General features: G+C 54.1%; 16 protein-coding genes. 10 read left to right on the top strand and 6 right to left on the bottom strand.

Going from position 1 to position 24,132, the window contains the following annotated elements:
- Positions 1-2 precede the first annotated feature (2 nt).
- The 3 genes from GZZ87_RS04470 to GZZ87_RS04480 all read right to left on the bottom strand — a co-directional run bounded on the left by GZZ87_RS04470 (position 3) and on the right by GZZ87_RS04480 (position 2,239).
- On the bottom strand, positions 3-209 hold the full coding sequence (locus tag GZZ87_RS04470; RefSeq protein WP_162026231.1) for a hypothetical protein: 207 nt from the start codon (positions 207-209) through the stop codon (positions 3-5).
- A gap of 126 nt (positions 210-335) precedes the next feature.
- Positions 336-1,361 carry a polyprenyl synthetase family protein gene (locus GZZ87_RS04475; RefSeq protein ID WP_244648133.1) on the bottom strand — a complete coding sequence of 342 codons (1,026 nt, stop codon included), beginning with the start codon at positions 1,359-1,361 and terminating at the stop codon, positions 336-338.
- Between the two features lie 104 nt (positions 1,362-1,465).
- Positions 1,466-2,239 (bottom strand): alpha/beta fold hydrolase, encoded by a 774-nt coding sequence (locus GZZ87_RS04480; protein WP_162026230.1) that lies wholly within the window; start codon positions 2,237-2,239, stop codon positions 1,466-1,468.
- A gap of 275 nt (positions 2,240-2,514) precedes the next feature.
- Here GZZ87_RS04480 and GZZ87_RS04485 point away from each other — a divergent pair, with 275 nt between their 5' ends.
- From GZZ87_RS04485 to mutS, 6 genes are all read left to right on the top strand, one after another.
- Positions 2,515-3,993: a DUF1566 domain-containing protein gene (locus tag GZZ87_RS04485; RefSeq protein WP_162026229.1), complete on the top strand. Its 1,479-nt coding sequence runs from the start codon at positions 2,515-2,517 to the stop codon at positions 3,991-3,993.
- Between the two features lie 56 nt (positions 3,994-4,049).
- Positions 4,050-7,154 (top strand): DUF1566 domain-containing protein, encoded by a 3,105-nt coding sequence (locus GZZ87_RS04490; RefSeq protein ID WP_162026228.1) that lies wholly within the window; start codon positions 4,050-4,052, stop codon positions 7,152-7,154.
- Positions 7,155-7,202: 48 nt separating this feature from the next.
- Complete coding sequence (locus GZZ87_RS04495) at positions 7,203-8,573, top strand: sulfatase (RefSeq protein ID WP_162026227.1); 1,371 nt, start codon at positions 7,203-7,205, stop codon at positions 8,571-8,573.
- Positions 8,574-8,663: 90 nt separating this feature from the next.
- Positions 8,664-8,921 (top strand): DUF6364 family protein, encoded by a 258-nt coding sequence (locus tag GZZ87_RS04500; RefSeq protein WP_162026226.1) that lies wholly within the window; start codon positions 8,664-8,666, stop codon positions 8,919-8,921.
- A complete protein-coding gene (locus GZZ87_RS04505; RefSeq protein ID WP_162026225.1) occupies positions 8,905-9,318 on the top strand; it encodes a PIN domain-containing protein in 414 nt (137 codons plus the stop codon). The genes GZZ87_RS04500 and GZZ87_RS04505 overlap by 17 nt, the downstream gene beginning before the upstream one ends.
- Positions 9,319-9,747: 429 nt before the next feature.
- Positions 9,748-12,321, top strand: a complete 2,574-nt coding sequence (mutS, locus tag GZZ87_RS04510; protein ID WP_162026224.1) for a DNA mismatch repair protein MutS — start codon at positions 9,748-9,750, stop codon at positions 12,319-12,321.
- Between the two features lie 197 nt (positions 12,322-12,518).
- Here the strand turns inward: mutS and GZZ87_RS04515 are convergent, their stop codons facing one another.
- Positions 12,519-14,621: a hypothetical protein gene (locus GZZ87_RS04515; RefSeq protein WP_162026223.1), complete on the bottom strand. Its 2,103-nt coding sequence runs from the start codon at positions 14,619-14,621 to the stop codon at positions 12,519-12,521.
- A 607-nt stretch (positions 14,622-15,228) separates the two neighbouring features.
- Here GZZ87_RS04515 and GZZ87_RS04520 point away from each other — a divergent pair.
- A complete protein-coding gene (locus tag GZZ87_RS04520; protein ID WP_244652037.1) occupies positions 15,229-16,335 on the top strand; it encodes an ATP-binding protein in 1,107 nt (368 codons plus the stop codon).
- A 395-nt stretch (positions 16,336-16,730) separates the two neighbouring features.
- On the opposite strand, the gene recQ is transcribed toward GZZ87_RS04520, so the two are convergent.
- Positions 16,731-18,917, bottom strand: a complete 2,187-nt coding sequence (gene recQ / locus GZZ87_RS04525) for a DNA helicase RecQ (protein ID WP_162026221.1) — start codon at positions 18,915-18,917, stop codon at positions 16,731-16,733.
- Positions 18,918-19,017: 100 nt separating this feature from the next.
- Here recQ and GZZ87_RS04530 point away from each other — a divergent pair, with 100 nt between their 5' ends.
- Complete coding sequence (locus tag GZZ87_RS04530) at positions 19,018-20,265, top strand: hypothetical protein (protein WP_162026220.1); 1,248 nt, start codon at positions 19,018-19,020, stop codon at positions 20,263-20,265.
- Here the strand turns inward: GZZ87_RS04530 and GZZ87_RS04535 are convergent.
- Complete coding sequence (locus GZZ87_RS04535; RefSeq protein WP_162026219.1) at positions 20,262-21,464, bottom strand: MFS transporter; 1,203 nt, start codon at positions 21,462-21,464, stop codon at positions 20,262-20,264. The genes GZZ87_RS04530 and GZZ87_RS04535 overlap by 4 nt on opposite strands.
- A gap of 212 nt (positions 21,465-21,676) precedes the next feature.
- On the opposite strand from GZZ87_RS04535, the gene GZZ87_RS04540 reads away from it, so the two are divergent.
- Both GZZ87_RS04540 and GZZ87_RS04545 read left to right on the top strand, forming a co-directional pair.
- Complete coding sequence (locus GZZ87_RS04540) at positions 21,677-22,915, top strand: DNA polymerase (RefSeq protein ID WP_162026218.1); 1,239 nt, start codon at positions 21,677-21,679, stop codon at positions 22,913-22,915.
- Between the two features lie 65 nt (positions 22,916-22,980).
- Positions 22,981-24,132 (top strand): AAA family ATPase, encoded by a 1,152-nt coding sequence (locus GZZ87_RS04545; protein WP_162026217.1) that lies wholly within the window; start codon positions 22,981-22,983, stop codon positions 24,130-24,132.

Genomic DNA, 24,132 nt, shown 5'->3' on the forward strand with positions numbered 1-24,132 from the left:
GTTTAAGCCTCCACTAATTTCCAGACGAGAGCATTGCCTCGCTTCTCTCTACGCTCCAACCCGATCTCAACTTCAAGCCGTGCGATCCACTCCGGACAAGGCTGTTGATAAGACAAATTCAAATCACGCTTTAGCTCTTTCCAAGTCTTGCCAACTGGATCTGCCTTCAAATCAGCTACGATGGCATCTCTAAACTCAGTGTATTTCATGATTAACTCTAATGTGTAGGGGTGCTGCTTGCGGCACCCGCGAGCGTTCGAAACATAACAAACTTCTTACGGTTATGGCCTTTGCGCGGTCTTCGCGAGCAAAGCCCCTACCCTCGCCCAGGATCCTTACTGAATCCGCCCCAACTGTGCCCGAACCAACTCCGCAATCTTCTGCATCGCACCGACGGGTGCTAACTCGCTGAACGGTGCCACGGCATCCGTTGCTTTCGCCAGCTCGCCTTCAAAGGTAGCAACCACTTCGTCAAAAATCGGAAAGTCGTGCAGGCGTGACGTGAAGTCAGCCGACACCGTCTTGTCGCCCGCCTTGAAGCGTGCCATCAAGCTGTCGCGCTCGTCTTCAGGTAATTTCTCAAGCAGCAACAAGAGCGGCAGTGTGAACTTGCCCTTATCGAGGTCGGTGCCGAGCGTCTTGCCGATCATCGATTCGTCGGCATACAGATCTACCAGATCGTCAAAGATTTGATACGCAATGCCCACGTGACGTCCGAACAAGCCGGCAGCTTCGCTGAACGCATCCGAATACCCCGCAATCTTCGCACCCAAACGGCACGACACTTCAAAGAGCTCAGCCGTCTTGAGCTGAATCACACGAAAGTAAAACTCACGACTGTAGTTCACCTCGCCGCGTTGGTAGGTCTGGGCGATTTCACCGGCACACACGCGCGACGTCGCATGTGCAACCGTGCGGCAGACTTCGTTGGTCTCGAACTCAGACGCCAACTTGAGCGCATGCGAAAACAGCACATCCCCGATCAATACCGCAGCCGCTGGGCCGTATTTTTTAGCAGCTGTCTCCTGTCGGTGACGTGTATCTGCTTCATCTAAAATATCGTCGTGCACCAGCGTTGCCAAATGCACGAGCTCGATGACCGAGCCCAGCGTCACCAGATCCGCCGCAGCGTTTTCCGCCGGCCCCTGCCAGCCACTGTAAGCCACGAGCATAGGGCGCAAGCGCTTGCCACTGTGACCGAACACATAGCGCACATGCTCCTGCACTTCCGGCTCGAGCTGCTCCACCTGCGACTGCAGGAAGACATCAAGATCATCCAGGTAAGATTTTACCGGTTGGTAAACTTCGGAAAAACCGGCGGCGGCCACTGCATCGGCCTCGGACTGTGAGCGGGTAGTCATGTTGGTGAGTAAAACGTTGTTCGTTAAAAGTTAGTGGTTGGTAGCTGTAACCAACAACGCGCAACGCGCAACATTCAACGAACAACAATCAACGAACAACGCTCCTACGCCCACTTCTTCAGCGCTTCAATAAAGCCCTGACGGTCGTCGACGTGCACGTTGTGCCCTGCCTTCGGTAGTGTCACGAGCTTCACTTGAGGTAGCCACTGCTTCATTTCTTTGACGTCGCCGTCTTTGATAAAGTCAGACTTTCCACCTGCGATCAGGAGTGTCGGCTTATTGAAATTATCCAGCCCACTGAGCGAGTTCTGGCGGATGATTGGCAAACTACTGTGCAGCACTTCAAGATTACACTGCCACTCGAGGCCAAACTCACCGCGCACGAGGTTGGTCATGATAAACTGGCGTAGCCCCCAGTCCGGAATGTTTTGCTTGAGCACCTCTTCGGCTTCACGGCGATTCGTGAATGCACCGGCAGGCACACGCTTCATCGCACGAAATTCATTGTCGTGATACGGAGGATACGACTTCGCAGCGATATCTACGATGACCAACTTCTTCACCACCGCTGGGTGATCACAGGCAAACTTCATCGCGATCTTGCCGCCGAGGCTATGTCCCATCAGCACCACATCCATCAAATCATTGGCTCGCAAATAAGCGGACAGGTCAGACGTCAGCTCCGACCAGCGCATATTATTTGTGTGTGGCGAACCGCCATGATTACGCAGATCCAAGATGTGCACATCAAAGCGATCTTTCAGCGCCTTACCGATCGTCGTCCAATTGCGCGAGCCGCCCAACAAGCCATGCAAGATGACCAATGCGGGTGCCTTAGGATTTTCGAAACGAAGAGAATTGAGCTTAACTGGTGGCATACAAAGGAACTACAGAATGAATCTGCCCACGAATTGCACGAACAATCAGTGCATCGTAGGGGCTTTGCTTCGCGAAGACCGCGGATAGGCCACAGGCACACGAAGCTCCATAACGTCTCCCAAACCCGATGGAGCCGCAAGGAGAGGTTGCTCAAACACAGATCCTTCCCCATTATCAAAAGTCACAATTCTTGGGGGTAGCAACATAAGCAAGCGGCTGGAAGCACGCTTCTACTTTCCTGCAACTTTCACGGAATTAAGACGTTAACAAGCTTATGACCTTACGAACCCTCTGCACCCTTCTCTGCGCACTACAGACCTTAAATGCCGCAGACAACCTGACTTACCCCATTGTTGATACCGCGCAAAACCGAGCTTACGGCGAACGCAACGAAATCAGCTATCCTACCCTAGGCGATCCATTCTATGGGCAAGACGCACAATATGCTGGAGCCCAACCGTCTTACAAAGACAACGGCGACGGAACAGTCTCGGACAAGGTAACCGGCCTAATGTGGACGCAAGACCCAGGCAAAAAGATGACTTTCACCGCAGCCAGCAAGGGTGCTTCCAAGTGTAAAGTCGGTGGCCACACCGATTGGCGTCTGCCAACCATCAAAGAGCTCTATTCACTGATCCAGCTCAACGGCACCGACCCCGACCCACAGAGTAGCGACACCTCCAACCTCAAGCCGTTCATTGATGACAGCATCTTCAAGTTCACCTACGGAAAAGAAGAAGATGGCGATCGCATCATCGATTCACAATTTGCCACCTCAACGAAATATGTCAGCACCACCATGCGCGGCGCCGAAACCATGTTTGGAGTGAACTTTGCCGACGGACGAATTAAAGGCTATGGCATTGAAGACCCACGCGGCCGAGGGGAGAAAACCTTTTATGTGCTCTACGTGCGCAACAATCCCGACTACGGCGTCAATCAATTCAAAGACAACGGCGACGGCACCATCACCGATAGTGCGACGGGACTCACTTGGATGCAGGCCGACAGCACCACAGGTATGGATTGGCCAACCGCGCTCGAATATGCCGAAGACCTCGAACTCGCAGGTCACTCGGACTGGCGCCTGCCCAACGCTAAGGAACTTCAGAGTATTATCGACTACACCCGATCACCCGACACCACCGACTCGGCGGCGATCGACCCGATCTTTGAGGCGACCGTCATTCAGAATGAAGGCGGAAAAAAAGATTTCGCTCAATACTGGACGAGCACCACCCATATCAGCACGCGCGGTGCCGATACCGCTGTTTACTTTGCCTTCGGCCGCTCACTCGGTTGGATGGCTGATCGTCGCTCCAAATCTGAGAGTAAAACACTACTGGATGTCCACGGCGCAGGCTCACAGCGTAGCGATCCAAAAGTCGGCGACGCTTCGCGCTTCCCCGAAGGACGCGGCCCTCAAGGCGACGTGATCCGTATCGAGAACATGGTGCGCTGTGTGCGCGGAGGAAATGTTGAAATTTCTACAGAGAGTCCAAAGGTCGAGCAACCAAAGGCATCCGCACGCCGACAGTCCCCTAACAACGAACCGAAGCAACAACCGAAGCGGGGTGACAGCTCAAACAAAGGCTTTATGTCACGTGAGGATAAAAATAATGACGGCAAAGTCGCCAAAGATGAATTCCGCGGCCCCGAGCAGCACTTCGACCATCTCGACAAGAACGGCGATGGCTTCATCACCACAGACGAAGCCCCCACAGGTCCACCCTCTAGCCAGCGCAGACAGTAAAACAACCCATTCGGCGACACCACATTTACAAGATTCTTTAGCCACCTTCGGGAACTATGAAAAAAGCACTCGCTCTCATCCTCATTCTCGCAGCTGGTAACCTCTTCGCGCAGACGATCGTCACGGAGGTCAGCCCCGATCAAGCGGATCCTGGCACAACAGGCCTAACCGTGACCTTTACGCTGCCAGACTCGACGCCGCCGACGCCACCGGTGGGTCAAACGCCTACTAGCGTCACTATCGGCACGATCTCCGGAACATCGATCACGCGGGTAAGCTTTGATACGGTGACAGCGGTGTTCGACATTCCAGCCGATGAGACTGAGGGCTCAAAAGATGTGGCCGTTATCTTCTCGGGACCGACACTCACTAAAACCGCTGGGTTTACTGTGGGCGACGCACCCGCCGAGGATGACTCATACCCCAACGGCCCACCATCGTCGGGCTATAATCTCCTGAGCACGCTCAATTCGAAGAGCACCTATCTGATGGATAATGACGAGAATATCGTCAACACATGGACCAGCAGCTACAATCCCGGCAACGCGGTCTATCTACTTGAAGACGGCACACTGATGCGCACGGCCAATACTGGCAGCACCGACTTCGATACCGGCGGCACAGGCGGACGAGTGGAACAATACGACTGGGAGGGCAATTTGATTTGGGAATACGACTACGACACGTCTACTCATCGTCAGCATCACGATGTCGAAGTGCTGCCGAACGGTAATATTTTGATCATTGCATGGGAGCTGAAGACGCAAGTCGAGGCCGTGGCGGCTGGGCGCGACCCGAGCCTGATCAGCGAAGGCGAACTCTGGCCTGACTCGATTATTGAAGTGGCACCGATCGGCAGCACTGGAGGCACCATCGTCTGGGAATGGCACGCGTGGGATCACTTGGTTCAGGATTACGATGCATCTGCGGACAACTACGGCACCGTGGCCGACCATCCAGAGAAGATCGACCTCAACTACACTCTGAATGGCATCGCAGATTGGCACCACATCAACTCCATCGACTACAACGCGGAACTCGATCAGATCCTTCTGAGTGTTCACAACTTCAGCGAAATCTGGATCATCGATCATAACACCACCACCGCAGAGGCTGCCGGTTCGGCGGGCGATTTGCTTTACCGCTGGGGCAACCCTGCGGCCTACGACTCTGGCGACGCAGACGATCAGCAACTCTTCCTGCAGCACGACGCGAAGTGGATTGAAGCTCATTTGCCAGGCGCAGGTAATATTCTGATTTTCAACAACGGCCAGGGACGCAGCGATGGCGATTACTCCTCTGTCGATGAAATCACCCCTCCAGTCGCAGCCGATGGCAGTTATACCGCAGGCCTGCCACTCGCACCGACTTGGAGCTACACGAATGCGGTGCCAACCGATTTTTATGGGGCCAATATTTCCGGTGCGCAGCGCTTGCCAAATGGAAATACGCTCATTTGCGAAGGCCCTGAAAAATATGCCTTCGAAGTCACCTCCGCAGGCGACTTGGTCTGGGACACCACTAGCAGTGGCAGTATGTTTCGCTTCGAGCGCTACACCCCCGACTTTACAGGATTTGAAAGCACCGAGCTCGCACTGCCCACGACGGCCTACACGATCGTCGATACTGGGCAGGATGGATTCTATAATGACAGTGCCGAGATCACAGAGCCCGGCATCGGTGATGAATTTTACGGGCAGGATGCCACCCATGGCGGCAACCAACCAAAATACGAAATCAGCGCCGACGGTCTCACCGTTTATGATTACAACACGGGACTGACCTGGACACGCTCGCACGATATTAACGACGATGGCTTGCTCAACTACGATGACAAGCTGAGCCAAAGCGATTCCGTCGCCTATGCTGCCACCATCAACGCTAGCACCTACGGTGGCTACTCCGACTGGAGACTCCCCTCCATCAAGGAACTCTATTCACTCATGGATTTTCGCGGCAAGGATCCGTCGCCCACGGCAACCGATGCGACCGATCTCTATCCCTTTATTGACACGAATTATTTTGAAATTGGCCCCGGCGACCTCGATGCAGGCGATCGGATCATTGATGGCCAATTCGCCACCACCACAATCTATGTCGATCAAGTGATGGGCAACCAGGAGGCGGTGTTCGGCCTCAATCTCATTGACGGGCGCATCAAAGGTTATCCCACGCAAACAGGTAAACTCTATTACGTCTATTATTGCCGTGGAAACCCCGCCTATGGCACCAATAACTTCGCCGACAACGGTGACGGCACTGTCACAGACCATGCCACGGGACTGATGTGGGCGCAGGCCGACGACGGCAGCGGCATGGATTGGAGCGACGCTCTGAGCTATGCCGAAGCCTCCGAGTTGGCCGAGCACAGCGACTGGAGATTGCCCAATACCAAGGAGCTTCAAAGTCTGCTGGACTACACACGTTCACCCAGCACAACCGCGTCCGCCGCGATCGATCCCGTTTTTTCAGCCACGCAAATCACCAACATGGCCGGTGATGCCGATTACCCGTGGTATTGGACCGGCACGACACACCTGACCTATACCGACGATGCGTCTGCAGGATCGTATGTGTGCTTCGGACGTGGAACAGGAACCATGGACGAAGGCGTCACCATCATCGACGTCCACGGTGCGGGGTGTCAGCGCAGCGATCCTAAAACTGGCGATGCGGCCGATTATCCGAGCTCCGGTCACGGCCCGCAAGGCGATGTTCAACGCGTGTTTAACCACGTCCGCCTCGTCCGCACGGTGCAAGCGCCCGTGGACAGTGTCGGCGACGGGATCAGTGATGCCTGGCGCAGCGAACACTTCGGAGGCGACGGCACCACCACCGATTCCGACTCGGAGGCTAGCGCCGATCCAGACGGAGACAACTGCGACAACTGGTGCGAATACATGGCCGACACCGATCCAAACGACCCGGACTCACGCTTCACCGCCGAAGGTGTCGTTGATGAAACAACTTTCACAGTGTTCTTCGACTCATCCGCAGAACGCATCTATACCCTCTGGCGCTCCACTGACTTGGGTGAGGAATCGTGGGAGACCGTCACCGATCAAATCGATATTTTCGGTAGCGGTGGCCTCGATAATTTAGTCGATTCCTCAGCGCCGGCCGACCGTTGCTTCTATCGAATCGGCGTCGCATTGCCTTAACACAGGGACATTTTGCAACTTCCGAGACTCCCACGCGTTAACAACACCATGAAACGACCCCTCATTTGCTGCCTACTCGCCCTGTTTTCTTATTTAGATGCAGCACAGCCGAACATCGTCTTCGTGCTCATTGACGACATGGGCTGGTCCGGCACCTCAGTGCAAATCGATCCGAACCTGCCCTCCTCGAAGAGTAGCATCTACCAAACACCACAGCTCGAAAAGCTTGCCGATGCCGGCATGCGTTTCACCAACGCCTATGCGCCCGGGCCGATGTGCTCCCCGAGTCGCGCCGGCATCTTGACCGGTAAAACACCTGCCGAAGTTCAAATGACAACGCCCGGAGGTGGTGGACGCACACAAGACTATCAGAAACTGGCCGGCGGCTCAAAAGATAGCTCGCTCTCCACCGATCTCGATACGATCGCCAAGTCACTGAAATCCGCTGGCTACGCCACCGCACATTTAGGCAAATGGCACATCGGACGCACTGGCCCAGAAGCATACGGCTACGATGTGCACGACGGATCGACAGGTAACGAGCCGCCAGACAGCAGCCCTGAAAACCCCAAAGACATCTTCGGAATCAATCAACGCGCCTTCGATTTCATGGAGCAGCAGAGTCAATCAGACACGCCCTTCTATCTACAACTCTCTCACTACGCTGTGCACTCACCCGTCGAAGCCCGTGCATCCAGCAAAGAGCGGTTTAAAGAGGTGCCCTCTCGCGGTAAAAACGACGCCGCCGGACTCGCTGCCATGACCTACGACATCGACGACAGCATTGGTCAGCTCCGCGCCGAGATCGAAGCACTCGGTATCGCCGACAACACCTACCTCATTGTCATGTCCGACAACGGCGGAACCGGCGGCGGCCCACGCCGAGGCTCCGACGGCCCGCTAAATGCTGGCAAAGGCAGCCTCCTCGAAGGCGGCATCCGCATTCCCTTTTTCGCCGAAGGCCCAGGCATCGCAGCAGGCTCGATTTCGCGGGAAAGCATTACTGGTTGCGACCTCTACCCGACCTTCTGCGAGTGGGCAGGCACTACCATTCCGACTGACCTCGAAGGCGTCTCACTCGCCAGCCTACTCGCCGGCAAGCAAAGCACACTCAATGCACGCTCCCACCTCTTTCACTACCCACACTACGGCCAAGGTCCTAAGCAGAAACCACAATCCGCTCTCATCCTTGGCGACTACAAAGTCCTCTACGATTGGGAAAGCCAAAGCATCCAACTCTTTAATTTGAAAGACGACCTAGGCGAAACGAAGGATCTCTCCAAGAGTATGCCCGACAAAACCCAAGAGATGATCAACTTGCTGCACGATCGCCTCAAAGCAATCGACGCCAGCCTGCCGACACCCAATCCCGACTACGATCCAAGCGCCAAAGCGCCGACTGGGCGGCCAAAGAGATAGATCCCCGAAAGCGCAGGCACCCTGCCATGCCACGGAGCATTTCTCTAAACTAACTTGACCTGCACAGTTACACAGTTACTGTGCAACTGTATGAAGAACATCACATTAAAAGTGGACGATGCGACCTATCGGAAAGCTCGCATACGCGCCGCCGAACAAGGCACCTCAGTCAGCGCAATGGTGCGCGACTTTTTAAACAACCAGGCAAGCGCAAACGACAGTCACGAAAATCCCCGAACAGAGGCACTGGAGGCACTCTACACACTTGCCGAATCGCAAGCAGACTATAACGCCAAGCCTGTGACTCCCTTAAAACGCGATGAGATTTACGATGAGCGCATTCGTTGACACCAATGTATTGATCTACGCGGCTGACCGAGCAGCTCCCACTCCACGCAAAACACAAATTGCACGCGAACTCCTACTCCAACCTAAGTTACATATTTCAGTTCAAGTGCTCAATGAGTTCACCGTGAATGCACGGCACCCAAAGAAGCTTAACCTCAGCCTAAAGGATGAAGTTCGTTGGATCGAAGCCTGGCTCCAGCTAACCGTGCATTCGCTGACTATCGACTGCTTCCTCAAAGCACGCCATCTGCAAGGTAATTATATGCTTAGCCACTGGGATAGCATGATCCTCGCAGCCGCAGAGATCGCAGGTTGTCAAACACTCTACTCCGAGGATCTCAACACAGGTCAACAATATGGCGGCGTCAAAGTGGTCAATCCATTCGCCAAATGCTGAACCTAAGCCCACTCAAGAATTGCGATTCAAACATGAGACTCAGAGATACCGCGCATGCCTGAAGCCGCACAGACCAAGCCCGCGCACAGGTCGGAACCGCTTCACGGACTCCGCTACATCAGACATTCCCCCTGCATTCGTAGCGGACTGGCGAATGCCATTTCGACCGCACAACCCAAGCCACCGCACAGATCGAAACCGCTTCGCGGATTCCGCTACAAAACGCCCCTTTCGGACATAGGAGGCATCACGAAACTTCGTGTGCTTCTCGCCTTTGCGCGGTCTTCGCACAGCAAAGCCCCTACGTCAGAAAGCGACAAATACGACGCACGTCACACAAATCATCACAAATTCCGACCTCAGTTGAGAATACGCTTTTGATTCGTGTGAATTCGTGTTCATTCGTGGGTTCAACTCAGAGACCCACCTATGGCAGCCGAAAAACCAAAGAAAATTACCCCAATGATGCAGCAATGGCACGAGATTCGTGGCCAGCTTGCAGATGATACATTACTCATGTTTCGCCTTGGGGATTTCTATGAGATTTTTCTACAAGATGCCGAACGCGGCGCGCAACTCCTCGGCATCACACTGACCCACCGCCACGGCATGCCGATGGCGGGCATCCCTTTTCACGCCTCAGAGACCTACATTCAGAAGCTCCTCGATCAGGGCGTAAAAGTCGCCATCGTCGACCAAGTTGAGACACCGCAACCTGGCAAACTCGTTAAACGTGCGCTCACCCGCATCATCACGCCTGGCACACGACTGGCCGACACGCAGATCGACGCGCAGCGTAATCATTTCCTGTTGGCGCTCTCACTTGAAAAGAAAAAACTCCATGCCTCATGGCTTGATTTGACCACCGGCGAGTTCGTCGTCGCTTCAGAGACACGCCCTGAAAATTTGTTTGCCGCCTTCGAAGGCGTCGACCCACGCGAAATCATCGTGCCAGAAAATGCCTCATCGAACTGGGGCAACCATCCTGACGCCGGGAAATTCAACGAGCTCTTCACCTATCTGTGCGACGGCCGCGCCGTTACCAAGATCCCCGACTACCACTTCGACGCAGTCGCGGGCGCACAGTCCGTGATGGAAACCCTCGGCGTGCTCAACCTCGAAGGCTTCGGCATCGATCGTAATCACGCAGCGCTCGGCACCGCTGGTGCGCTGGTGCACTACGCCACCGAAACACTCTGTGCTAAACCAGAAAACCTGCGTAAGCTCAGCGAATACAGCACCGAGAAAACACTGCTGCTCGACCCCGCAACGCTGCGCAATCTAGAGATTTTTAAATCTGCTGCCAACACACGCCACGGCTCACTGCTCTCCGCAATGGATGGCACCGTCACCGCACCTGGCGCACGCCTACTCGAACGCTGGCTCTGCGCGCCCGAGCTCAACCTCGACGAAGTCAACCGCCGCCAAAACTGCGTGGGCGAGTTTGTCACCGGACCGGGACTTTCAACTGAGTTGCAAAAACACCTCAAGGGTATTCGCGACATCGAGCGCATCCTAGGGCGCCTGCAAAACCGGATGCGCAACCCGCGCGAGCTCGGTGGCGTGCGCGACACACTCGCCGCACTCCCTGCGATTGCAGGCACGCTGCTCGAATTCCCAGACACGCCTGTCGCCACCATCGCTGAGCGCATTCACGACTTTGAGCCACTCTCGGATCTGCTCAACCGCGGCCTCTCCGACGAATTGCCAGGCAAGATCGACGACGGCGGCACCATCCGCGACCACTTTGACGAAGAGCTCGACCGTATCCGCAGCCTCACTCGCGACAGCCAACAATGGCTCGCCGAGTTCGAACAGTCCGAGCAAGAGCGCACCGGCATCAAAAACCTGCGTATTCGTTTCAACGGCGCCTTCGGCTACTTCATCGAAGTCACCAAGGCCAACGTCGCCCTCGTCCCCGACGACTATGTGCGCAAGCAGACGATGAAAAACGCCGAGCGCTACACCACGACAGTGTTGAAAGAGCGCGAGCGCGAGATCCTGCATGCCGAAGAAACCAGCATCACCCGCGAAGAAGCCCTCTTCAACGGCTTGATTCAGGCCATCCTCGAACATGCCGACGCCCTCAAAGAGACCGCCACCGCACTCGCCGAAATCGACGTGCTCGTCGGTTGGGGCGCACTCGCCCGCGAGTGGGACTACTGCCAGCCGAAGCTCGACAAGTCCGACAAGCTCATCATCGACCAAGGCCGCCACCCCGTCGTCGAGCAAATGATGCGCGAAGAGCGCCTCGGACTCGCGGGCACACATGCCTTCGTGCCCAACGACACCAGCCTCTCTAGCTCGGGAGTCAATGCCGACACCCCACAGATCGCACTGATCACCGGCCCCAACATGGCTGGTAAATCGACTTACATTCGCCAAATCGCACTCATCGTGTTGATGGCACAATCCGGTGCATGGGTGCCCGCGAAGAGCTGCCGCATGGGACTCGTCGATCGCATCTTCTCCCGCGTCGGCGCTAGTGACGAACTCGCCCGCGGCAACTCGACCTTCATGGTCGAGATGAACGAGACCGCCAACATTTTGAACAACGCCACACCGCGCAGCCTCGTCATTCTCGACGAAATCGGCCGCGGCACCAGCACCTACGACGGCCTCTCCATTGCTTGGGCAGTGATCGAGCACCTGCACCCCGCAGACGCCAACGGACCACGCACACTCTTTGCCACCCACTATCACGAACTGACCCAGCTCGCCAAAACGCAGGCTCGTTTAGAGAACTACTCAGTAGCCGTGAAAGAGTGGAACGACGAAATCATCTTCGTGCGCCAAGTAATCAAAGGCGCCGCCGACCGTTCTTATGGTATTCAAGTCGCACGCCTAGCGGGCCTACCAACCACAGTCATCGACCGCGCCAAGACGATACTCGAACGCCTCGAAGCCGACGACTCCTCCCACAATCTCCTGCGCAAGCGCATGAAAAAGGAAAAGTCCGGCGAGAATACCAGCCACGAAGACGAACAGTTGGCGTTGTTTTAGGCAAAAGACCTAGCCTAGATACAACTCCCAAAATCGCGGGGTAAACCCGCTCTCTACAGGGAATTTCAGTAATAGTGACTGGCTTTACGCTAGGACAGATCGGTCTATAGGCCGATCTGTTTGAGAATGCGACAAGAAAGAAAAGCGATAAATTCGGATTCCGTAAACATTGCCTAGAAGTCGTAACGATTTCTTAATCAATCCGCTTCCACATCGTGTAGAGCTCTGATCCGGTAGAAGCTGGAACTACTTGAAGGCATGTAATTAATGAACCATGACATTGGGGCTCCATCGGCAGTTTGATCAGTCTCTTCCATGTCGTGCCAGTTGGCAAGCTCGTCACTTTCTTGAAGCCGGTAGATGTTTCCTTTGACGGAGGAATCCAAACGAATATCCAGCTCATTAGTGCTTTTGCTTAGTGCGACATGATGATTTCGCTGAAAGGATTGCCGTATCGCGATTGAACCAGGAATGATATCATCGCCATTGTATGTAATTTCGGGAGAAACAAAGGTTCCAATTCCTGTTTCTGGTTCAATCAAAACGAGTCTATCCCCGCCATAGGATGGGCTGGCTGATGTGTAAAACGCACCGTCGGCGTAGCATAGCCCAGATCCATGATTTACGCCCCTTAAGCCTAAGTAGGACGGGCCTAATTTGCTGGCAATCAAAGTGCCCCAATCGACCCGATACAGAGAAAACCCTCTGTAGGACGACGAGTTCGTAACCACATAGAGGTCTCCCTTATCATCGACTTCGATTCCGGAGGCATTTCCGATGAATAACGAAGAAGTAATGCTGCCTAGATTAGTGAACTCATTCGCTTCCAGATCATATCTCCAAAGGTCATTTCCAGATGTTCCCAAGCCCAAATAGATACTTTTACCATCGGGCGATACTGAAATCCCACCGATCTGTCCTTCTTGCACCGGTAAATCGGCGAGCAATTCCGTTTCGCCGGTGATTGGGTGAGCAAAACGAACTAATTGATCACTGTCTCGGCTGGCCCCGTAGAGCGTCCCATCTGGTGCAAAATCCAAATCCCAATACCCTGGCGGAGAATCCATTTTAGTAGCAACTCCGGTATTCACTTCGAAGGAATAAAAATTGCTATTCCAACACGTATAACCGAGCATCGCCTGTCTCGCAGGTAATATTATAAAACGCGCAGTAGTGCTGTTCGCTACTCCTGAGGAATTTCGCGCGACAACCCGCCAATACCAAACGCCAGCGTCTAGGGAAACCAGTTCGTCAATATAAGCCCAAGTCTTTGAAGTCGTAGTTATGAGCTGAGAGGGCGTTGAGTTCTCCTTTTCCAGGTAAATATCATACTCTTCGGCGTTGGCCGACGCATACCAGCTTAGGCTATCGGGCGCTTCCCAGATAAAGAGTTCAGTTTCATTGACAGGGTTCCAGAGGTTGAAGCTTTCAGGCTCAGAAAGAGATTCTATAACGGTAAAGGACCGCACGGAGCCAGTTGTTACCCCTCCAGGATTCTTCAGTGATACCTTCCAATACCATGTCCCGTGGTCAAGGTCGGATGGTATTGTCCATTGATTATTCAATTGAGTGGCGACGATGTCCGTCGGATCTGTAACATCCCTTGATAAGTAGACTTCATAGACTCCAGAGAGCTCGCTAGTCCATTCAATAGACGCCGACACCTCGGATTCGTTGAACGAGGTTCCGTCAGAAGGGGAAGTATACTGTATCGATCCCGGCGAAGACAGTGTATCGGATCCTTCACTGACTAAAGTTTGGAACGCCATGTCGTTAACCCCGAGCGGGATAGCCGACAGATTGCTGTAGCTATAAAATTGAGTGCCATAGCTGTAGGGATCTTGATTGCTCATCCCATATTCATTGTATCCGTTCGATCCACCACCACTCGTTTCGAGGATAGTGAATGCTAGGCATTCGCCAGCAGCTTGATCATAGGGCAGGTCAAAGTAAATATCTGCTTCAGTCACCGTGTCTAGTATGAGTCCATCGCGATCAATCGAGCCTTGAGCAATCGGGCTTCCAGTGATGATTCCGTCACTAGCTCGATATAGTGAAACGACCATCTCACTACCGTAAGGATAGCTACCAGACCATTTCTTCGCCTTTACAAATAAGCGTATGCCTACTATTTTTGCGTCGGAGGCAGTGATGAAAGTTTGCCCCGAAACCCCACCCGAATTCAGATCATTGGTAAGGGAATACGTTGATTGGTCTATCTCTATTCTTTCACCAAACAAGCAAGCATGGATAAGTAAGAAGCTTAGAATTCTTACGGTAATTTTTTGTAGGGCACTCATAGGAAATTCGAATTCTCCACAGGTTTATCTCTGGATAGTTGGTAAGTCATGGAAGTATAGTTCCATGACTTACGTATTTTTTTCTGCAATACAAATACTAAGGCTGAAAACCGTTTTCATTTCGTTATGTTTACAATTGTCCTAAATTCGGCTGTGTGCGGGGCTATAAATTGAAGAATTCAGTGAGTCAATTTATAGTTTGAGAGCCCCTCGCCACGCCTGAGAGTAACGGTCGAGTGTTTTAAGGTTTGGATCGAGGTTGCTGTCTGCCTTAGCGACAGGGCGCCTACGCGCTTTGCGAAAAAATCACTTCGCCGGTATCCATACCAGCGTAACCAGGAGACAACATCGCACACGCCCGCTCCTTCATTGCTGAAGAGGCTAAGGCTCGAAGCCGACGACTCCTCGCACAATCTCCTGCGCAAGCGCATGAAAAAGGAGAAGTCCGGCGAAAACACGCAGCACGAAGACGAGCAATTGGCGTTGTTCTAGGTTTCAAAACTCACAGTTTAGCCTTGCAAATCAGGAATACATTCCCCAATTTACAAGGCTAGTGATAAGGAGGACGATAATTAAACAACTACACTCACGGCTTGAAGCAGTGCCCGTGGTTGCATTGCTAGGTTCCCGACAAGTGGGTAAAACGACACTTGCCAAACAGCTCCAACTGGGAAAGCACTGCCACTATCTGGATCTAGAACGTCCATCAGACCTCGCGAAACTTTCAGATCCAGAGCTCTACCTTTCAGGGTTTGAAAATCAACTCGTCATACTGGATGAAATCCAACGAATTCCGGAACTGTTCCCCGTCCTACGCAGCTTAGTAGATGAGCGGCGGCAAAAAGGAGAACGATGCTGCCATTTTCTAATTCTAGGTTCCGCCTCCCCTGAGTTGCTACAGCAAAGCTCTGAAACCCTCGCTGGCCGTATCAGCTATTTGGAACTCACACCACTCAACTTACTGGAGCTACCTCAGCAGGATGACGCAAGCGCGACACACTGGTTTCGTGGCGGCTATCCCGATAGCTATTTAAGTGTAGACGACGCCACCGCGATGCAATGGTGCGACGACTTCATATTGAGCTATACCGAACGCTATCTCCCCCAAATGGGAATCAATTCGACGCCGATTCAACTCCGACGTCTATGCAGCATGTTAGCACATCAGCAAGGAGCGACGCTCAACATCAGCCAACTCGCCAACTCACTTGGGATCAGCGCGAAGACCATTCGCCACTATCTGGACTTACTGGAAGGTCTCTTCCTCATCCGCCGGCTTCCAGCATGGAGCCGAAACGCTGGCAAGCGTCTAGTCAAAGCCCCCAAGCTTTACCTGCGCGACACTGGGCTCTTACACAGCTTGGCGGGACTTTCCGACCTAGAGTCTCTCCTCGGCCATCCGCTCTGCGGCCACTCATGGGAAGGCTACTGCATCGAACAAATCCTACAAAAGCTCCCCAAAGGAACAGGTGCGAGCCACTACCGCACACAAGCAGGAGCAGAAATCGACCTCATGTTGGAGGCACGCGACGGAAGCCGGACCGCCATTGAAATCAAGCGCACACTTTCCCCTAAATTAACACGAGCTTTCCGAGAAAGCATAGAGACTGTAAAAGCGGATCGCGGCTTCTACATCATACCCGAAGGCGAGCGTTACCCGATGGCTGACAATGTAGAGGCGATTAGTTTGAGCGATTACCTTGAGCTGCTTTAAACCCTCAGGACTGAGACGGAGACCCGCCGCAGAGCATTTCACCTAGGCTACGTATATTGCCGCGTATCAAGAACTGTGATTTCTAGCTTAACCCATTAGGGAGGGACGAGCTCCGCCTCGTCCTGCGGTGTGCTGGTGCTTTGGTTGAGTGCTTGGGCTCTGCTAACGGCAGCGTAGACGCGGCAAGCGCAGCGGCCGTCCCTCCCCAAGCAACACACATTCATCAGAGTAAAATTATTCTGCCATTATCACATAGCAATAGCGACACAGCTCACACGATCCCCGGTTCCGAGAACCGAGGCTACTCAGCTCACACGCCCCCCCCCCCCGGTTCCGAAAACCGAGGCCACGCAGCTCCCACGATCCCCGGTTCCGAGAACCGAGGCTACGCAGGCTCAAACCGCCGCCATCGACGCTAGCACCAAGCGAATCTTGCCGTAGCTGATTTGCTCGTCGAGCGCTTCGAAGATCGGTTTCAGGCCCGCTTCGTGGCCGATCTCTTCGATGACGGAACGGATTCGTGGTAACTCCCCCTCATCGACTAAGCGACTCACATCCTTCAAGACGCCTGCCTCCAAACAACGGGCGAGGTGGCTCTCAATCGTGCCCTCTGACAAATTACGCACTTCCGCTATTTCGGCCACGGTTTTGCCAGCCTGCAATAAGCTCAAACTCTCACGAATCGTGCCATTGAGCCCGTCAGGATCCTTGGCTTTACGCGGCGATGGCACGTCCACCGATACATCGTCGGCCATACTCGGAAAATCGCGCGGATCGTTTTCCTGCATCCATTCTTCGATCACCTCGATAAAGGGCTCGCCATATTCACGCAGTTTCTGGCGCCCCACTCCTGGGATCGCTAAGAACGCATCCGGATCACGCGGATAACGCCGCGACATGTAGCGCAACGAAACATCGCCGAAGACAACGTAAGGCGGCACGCCCCGTGCATCCGCCATGCGCTTACGCAGGTCGCGGAGCAACTCGAACAAGCCTTCATCGCAGGTAATTTCCCCCGACCGCACGCGCCGCTCAGGCTTTGCCTTCGTGCGTGGTGGCTTCATGTATATTTCCTGACGCTCACGTAACGCTTGCAGCGCAGCAGGCGTTAAATCCACTGTGCTATAGCCATCATTGGACAGCGCCAGATAGTCGCGTTGAATCAACTGCCGCCCGAGCCCCTGCCAATACGCAGTGGCTTGATCTGCACCGATCCCATAAGTGCTCAGCTGGTCGTGCCCGTTACTGCGAACTTTGGCATTTTTTGAGCCACGCAGCACATCCACCGCGTGATTCAGTCCCATCGGATAGCCGCGCTGGTTAATTCGATACACGCAGCTGAGCAATTTTTGGCACGGCTCAGTCACATCCACCTCTTCGCGTTCATCCAGACAATTATCACAGCTCCCACAATTGTCACCAGGTAGTGTCTCGCCGAAGTAGCGCAGCAGTGCACTTCTACGACATTCCGCAAACTCGGCAAAGTCCGCGATCTGTCGCAACTGTTGATCCGCCACGCGGGCAGCGGCCTCGTCTTCCATCTGCTCGATGAAGTGGCGATATTTCATCACGTCGCCCGCCGAAAAAAACAGCACACACTCGGCTGGCAGGCCATCGCGCCCGGCGCGGCCCGTCTCCTGATAGTAACTCTCGATATTTTTCGGTAGATCCGCATGCAGCACGTAGCGCACATTGGGCTTATTGATACCCATACCGAAAGCCACGGTCGCGCAAATGACAGGCACATCATCGCGAATAAACGCCTCCTGATTGCGAATGCGTTCCTCCTGCGGCAGCCCCGCATGATACGGCAGTGCCTTGATCCCGCACTCCTGAAGCAATGCGGCATAGTCCTCCGTGGCACGACGCGATTGGCAGTAAACAATCCCCGAGGCACCTTCGTTGGCCTGCACATAGTCGCGCACCTGCCGACGCGGCTGATCCTTAGCCTCGATCCGATAGCTCAGGTTGGGACGATTAAAACTGGCGATGTGCACCTCTGGTTCTTGCAGACGCAGTTGCGTCGCAATGTCCGCCCGCACTCGCTCCGTAGCGGTCGCTGTAAGCGCCATCACTGGGATGCCGGGCAACAACTCACGCAGGCTCGCCAAGCGCCGATACTCTGGTCGAAAGTCGTGCCCCCACTCACTGATGCAGTGAGCCTCATCGATCGCCAAAGCCGCGACCTGCCAGCCCTTCAGCTTCTCAATAAAGCCTTCCAGAAACAGTCGCTCGGGCGCCAGATAGAGTAATTTAAACGCTCCCTGCTCCAAGCCATCCAATCGGGCACGCGCCTCTGAATGCGCCAGCGATGAGTTTAAAAACGTCGCCGCCACACCCGCCGCCTGCAATTGATCCACCTGATCCTTCATCAATGCGATCAACGGCGATACGACCACAGTCAGCCCCTCGCGCAGCAAAGCCGGTAACTGATAGCAAAGACTCTTACCTCCACCCGTCGGCAAGATCGTCACGACATCGCGTCCGCTCAACGACGCTTCAATGATTTCACGCTGCAACGGACGAAAATGGTCATAGCCAAAGACCTGCTTCAGCCGCGCCTGTAATTCAGAGCCACTCATAACAAAACAAGTTGCACATAATGAACATTTGAGCAACTGTTTTAATGCAAAGAAACACGCTTGCACCCACTAAGCACTTAAACAACAAACTTTAAACACTATGGCATGGCGCATTGCAGACTACGTCGAACACGGCGAAATTGATAACCGTGAAAAAGGCCGCGTGAGCGGTAAGCTCTGGCTGAACGGGCTCGACCAACCGATCGAACTCGAACTCACGGGCAACCCTTACCGCGACCTTGCGGGACAACGCCTGCGCTTTCGCAACCCTGCGCCAAAGCCGATCCCAGAGCATCTGAGCAACATTGCACTGGAGCAAACTGGCGTGGTCGGCGACATCACAGCCGCTCGTCGAGTCAAGGTTCTGGAAATCGAGGACGACGAACTCGAACACTACTACACCAATAAAATTCCGATGCCTTACCACTGGGGCAATTGCCTCTACCTGGAGTGGCACAGTGTGCGCAACGGCCGCGTAGTGATTGAGGCCACCAATTATGAATTGACCGTCGAACCTGAAGCCAGCTGGCAGATGAGCGAAACCGAGGAAAGCGCTCAACTCGAAGCCAACGGCCGGGCTATGCTCAATTTTATGGATCAACTCGTCGAAGCTGCGGAGGCCATCGACAAAGACGACATCGACGAAGATGCACCACAAAGTGAGATCGAAGCGGATGCAGACGCCGAGGCAGCCACGATCGACCTGATTAACCAACGAGCCATCGAACGCCTTAAGAAAAATCCGCAAGCAACTGCCTACGACTATAAGCGTATTTTAGAGGAAGAGCGCGAGCGCCTGCGACGCGAACGCGGCGAGCCCGAATTCACTCACCCAAAGACCAAAGAACAAGAGGAAGACGAAGAAGACGCGAGAATTGAGGCGCAAAATTCCGACTTCGAAGAAGCCATGGCAAAAGAGGGCGAGCCGGGCGTGCTCGCGCCCCATCCACTCTTCGAACTTTGCCAGGAATTGAACCTACGTGTGGAGGAAACCATTGAGACGAATGGCTGGCTACCGGATGGCGCTCAAGAAGAGCACCCGCTCAATGCGCTCCAGCATGGCATCTGGTCTGCCTCGACCAAACTGGCTGGCGCCCTCAATGGACAGAGCGACGACTGGCCACCCGTGCCACTCTTTGCAGGAAACTGCCTCGTGCGACTCAAGAAAGCCCGCACTTATTTGAAAGATGCACTGGCTGCCCTCGAAGCTGCCGTAAGCGAACACCTAGCCGAGCCTGCGTGGTTATCTACCCTGCTCGAAGAAGTGCAAGGCATCCACCAAACCGTCAACAGCTTGATCAACGAAATCCGCGAAGACCTAAAACCAGACGACGATTGCCCATTCTAGGGCTTTTCCGAACGGCCGATCACGCCAACGAAGAAGTAGACCAACGGAATCATCGCAAAGCCGACCATGACGAGCCAGAAGCCCGTCCAACTGCTGAGCTCATCCGTCACTTGATGCTGATAAACCACCTCACAAAAGAACGCGCCGGTGACGCCTGCGACACTGGTCACTAGCAATTGAAACAAAGCTTGAGCCTGCCCGCGCATCGTCCCTGGCACGCGTTTATCCAGAAACATTCTACCAGCCACCATCATGAAGGTATAAATGGGGCCATGCAGCGCGATGCCCAACCAAATGACTGCCAATACACCCAACTCGCCGGCCAAGGCAAACAGTGCAAAACGCGTCACCCCCAACACCAGACCGACGATCACGAACCAGCGAATACGAGCGCGCCCCGCCACGAAGCTAAGAAAAAACATCGCTCCAATTTCAACCGCCTGCCCGAGCGTCATCTGAGCTGTCGGATGCAGGCTACCGAAGTCCTTTAGCATCGTCGGCACGATCATGAAGAAGGAAATGCAAGGGATCGCGAACAGCATCGATGCGATATAAAACACACGTAACTCACGCACCTTCAGTAGCGAAAACGCATTCAGCCCCAAAGTCGCTTTCCACCCCTTGCTCTCGTGATCGGTCGGCGGGGTCGCAGGTAACAAAAAGCAGAGAAAGCCCATTACGAATCGGACATAGGCAGCCAGTTGCCCGGCATGCGCCGATTGATCCAATGCCAGCCAGCTCACGATACAGCCGCCCGACAGCCAGCCGATCGTGCCCCCCATCGAATAAAGCGGAAAACTCTTAGCCGCATTCGATAGATTCACCAGTTTGACCTTGGTCATCAGCGCAAACATTGGCCCTGAGATCAACGCATTACAGCCCTGAAAAAAGAGATACCAGCCTGGATGCCAGCCCCTGTCTAAAGAAGCAAAGCCCAGCCAAAGAAAGAATGCCCCCACAACGCCCAACACGCCGAGCAACTTCTCCGCATTTACTTTACGATCCGACAACGCACCAAACAGCAGCGCCGAGAAAATCGCCATCAGCGGTGTTAAAGCCGATACATACGGCAACACCCAACGCGCCTCGTAGGTTTCCAAAATATTGGGCAATGACGTCACCCACATCCCTGGCGGCATGAACATCAAAAACATGACCAACCACATGATAATACGGCGGTGAGTGGTGGTGAGTGTCATAAGGCATCGAGATCTAATCCGCGCCTTTCAGAGCGCAAGCGACAAAGATAAATTGGGCATTCACATCAAAATCAGAGGTTCCCGATTTCGCCCGCACCGTAGAAGCGACACTCTTATCGCTTTATCCACTCAGCCCGAAAAAGCGACAAGAGTGTCGCTTCTACAAATATTACACTTTCAAATTATAGTGAACATAATTATACATAAACTAAATGAGCCTTCGCTATCTATTCATCGACTTCGATAGCTTCTTCGCCTCGGTGGAGCAGCAATTTCAACCACACCTACGCGGCAAGCCTGTCGGCGTCGTGCCCTCACTAGGCGTGGAAACCACCTGTTGTATCGCCGCCAGCTACGAAGCTAAAGCCCGCGGAGTCAAGACCGGCACGGGGGTGCGCGAAGCGCGGTATCTCTGCCCAGGCATTCAATTTGTGCAGGCCGACCACACCCGCTACATCCTGACGCACAACAAGATCCATAAGATCATCCACGAAATCATTTACGTCGATGCCGTGCTCTCGATCGACGAAATGTTTGGCCGTCTGCCGCCTCACTGGCAACCGCCCGCCGCCGCCCGCGCCAAAGCTCTGGAGATCAAAGCCGCGCTCAAAGCACAAATCGGCCCCTACATCGGCGCGTCCATCGGCCTCGCGCCCAATCGCTTCCTCGCCAAGCTCGCCAGCAAGCTGGAAAAGCCCGACGGGCTCACCACCCTCGACTTCGACGAACTCCCCGAGAAACTCTACCGCTTTGAGCTCGAAGACATCACCGGCATCGGTCGCCGTATGCAAGAGCGCCTGCGCACCGCTCGAATCACCACGATGGAAGAACTCTGCGATGCGCCGCGCCACACGCTGCACCGCATCTGGAAATCCGTCGAAGGTGACCGCATGTGGTATGCCCTACGTGGCATTGAAATGCCCCTCCCCGAAACAACGCGCCAAACCATCGGCCACTCGCACGTGCTGCCACCAAGCCTGCGCAGTGAACACGGCGCCCACGCCACCCTGCATCGCATGCTACAAAAAGCCTGTCGGCGCCTGCGAGCCATGGAATATTTCGCGGGTCACCTCGACGTGCAGGTTAAATTCGGCTTCGATCTAGGCTGGCACGCCGAAGCAAAATGCTTCCCCACACAAGACAATGTCACCATGCTGAGACTCTTAAATCGACTGTGGGACGATCGTCCCCGCGATCTACCCGACCCCACCAAGGTAGGCATCACATTGACACACCTCGTGCACGCCAACAGCCACACCCCCTCGCTCTTTCGAGAGGACAACCACCCACGCCGCATGCAACTCCAGCACGCGATGGACAAAATCACCAAGGAACACGGCGGCCGCAGTCTCTACTACGCCGACGCTCACCAGGCTCAGCGCTCCAGCGAAGCGGCGCCCATGCGTATTTCCTTCACTCACATCCCCGACTTGGAGCTCGAAAATGAGTAGTGTTTATAGAATCAAAAACGCAAACAGACTTTACAAATAAGCGCTTATTTGTAAAGTCTACTTGCATGATCAGCCGTCCCTTTTGGATTCAACGTATAGAAGATGCCTGGAAGCGCGCCCCCGTCGTCTGGTTAACAGGCGTGCGGCGCGTGGGTAAAACCACGTTATCAAAGCACTGGAAAGATGCAGCGTTCTTCAATTGCGACCTTCCCCGCAACCGCGACCTGCTCAATGACGCTGAATCGGTTTTTAAACAAATCAAGCAAGGCGTCATCATCCTCGATGAAATCCATCAAACAGAAAACCCCAGCGAAATCCTAAAAATTGCAGCCGACGAATTCCCACACTTACGTATTCTAGCCACTGGTTCATCGACCCTAGCAGCCACCAAGAAATTCAAAGATAGCCTAACAGGTCGAAAGCGTGTGGTGCACCTCCCACCAGTGCTCGCGACAGAATTAGACGCCTTTGACATTCACTCTCTCGAACAACGCCTACTACTGGGCGGACTGCCTAACCGACTCATCGACCAAAGCGCTGATCCTGAATTCTACAGCGAATGGCTCGACTCCTATTTCGCTCGCGACATACAAGAGTTATTTCAAGTCGGGAAACGCAAAGAGTTCCTGACACTCTGTGAGCTATTACTGCGACAAAGCGGCGAGCTCTGCTCCATCACCAACATGGCGAAACACTCTGGCGTCTCTAGGCCAACGATTATGAGTTATCTAGAGATATTGGAAACGACGCACTTCATCCATCAGCTGCGCCCCTTTCATGACGGAGGGCGTCGAGAGATCTTAGCTCAGCCCAAAATATACGCCTTCGATACCGGCTTCATTTGCCACTTCCGAGGCTGGGAAACACTTCGCCCCGAAGATTGTGGAAGCTTACTTGAACACCTGACACTCGACCTGCTCAAAGCTCACAATGCCGGGCAACCGATCCATTTTTGGCGAGACAGGCAACAACGTGAAATTGATTTTGTGCTCCCTCAGGTAAATGGAGCGATCACAGCAATCGAATGCAAATGGTCACGCCAACGCAACAGCACACGCAATCTGGATGCCTTTCGAGAACACTACCCCAAAGGCGACAACATCATAGTGACCGCAGATCCCAGTATACCCTACGAATCCAAATTAGGAGCTCACACCGTTCGCACCTGCTCAATGACCGACCTGCCCGAATTGCTCGAAAAAGTCGGAGCCACTTGA

This window comes from Lentimonas sp. CC4 (genome assembly GCF_902728235.1).
Taxonomy (GTDB): domain Bacteria; phylum Verrucomicrobiota; class Verrucomicrobiia; order Opitutales; family Coraliomargaritaceae; genus Lentimonas.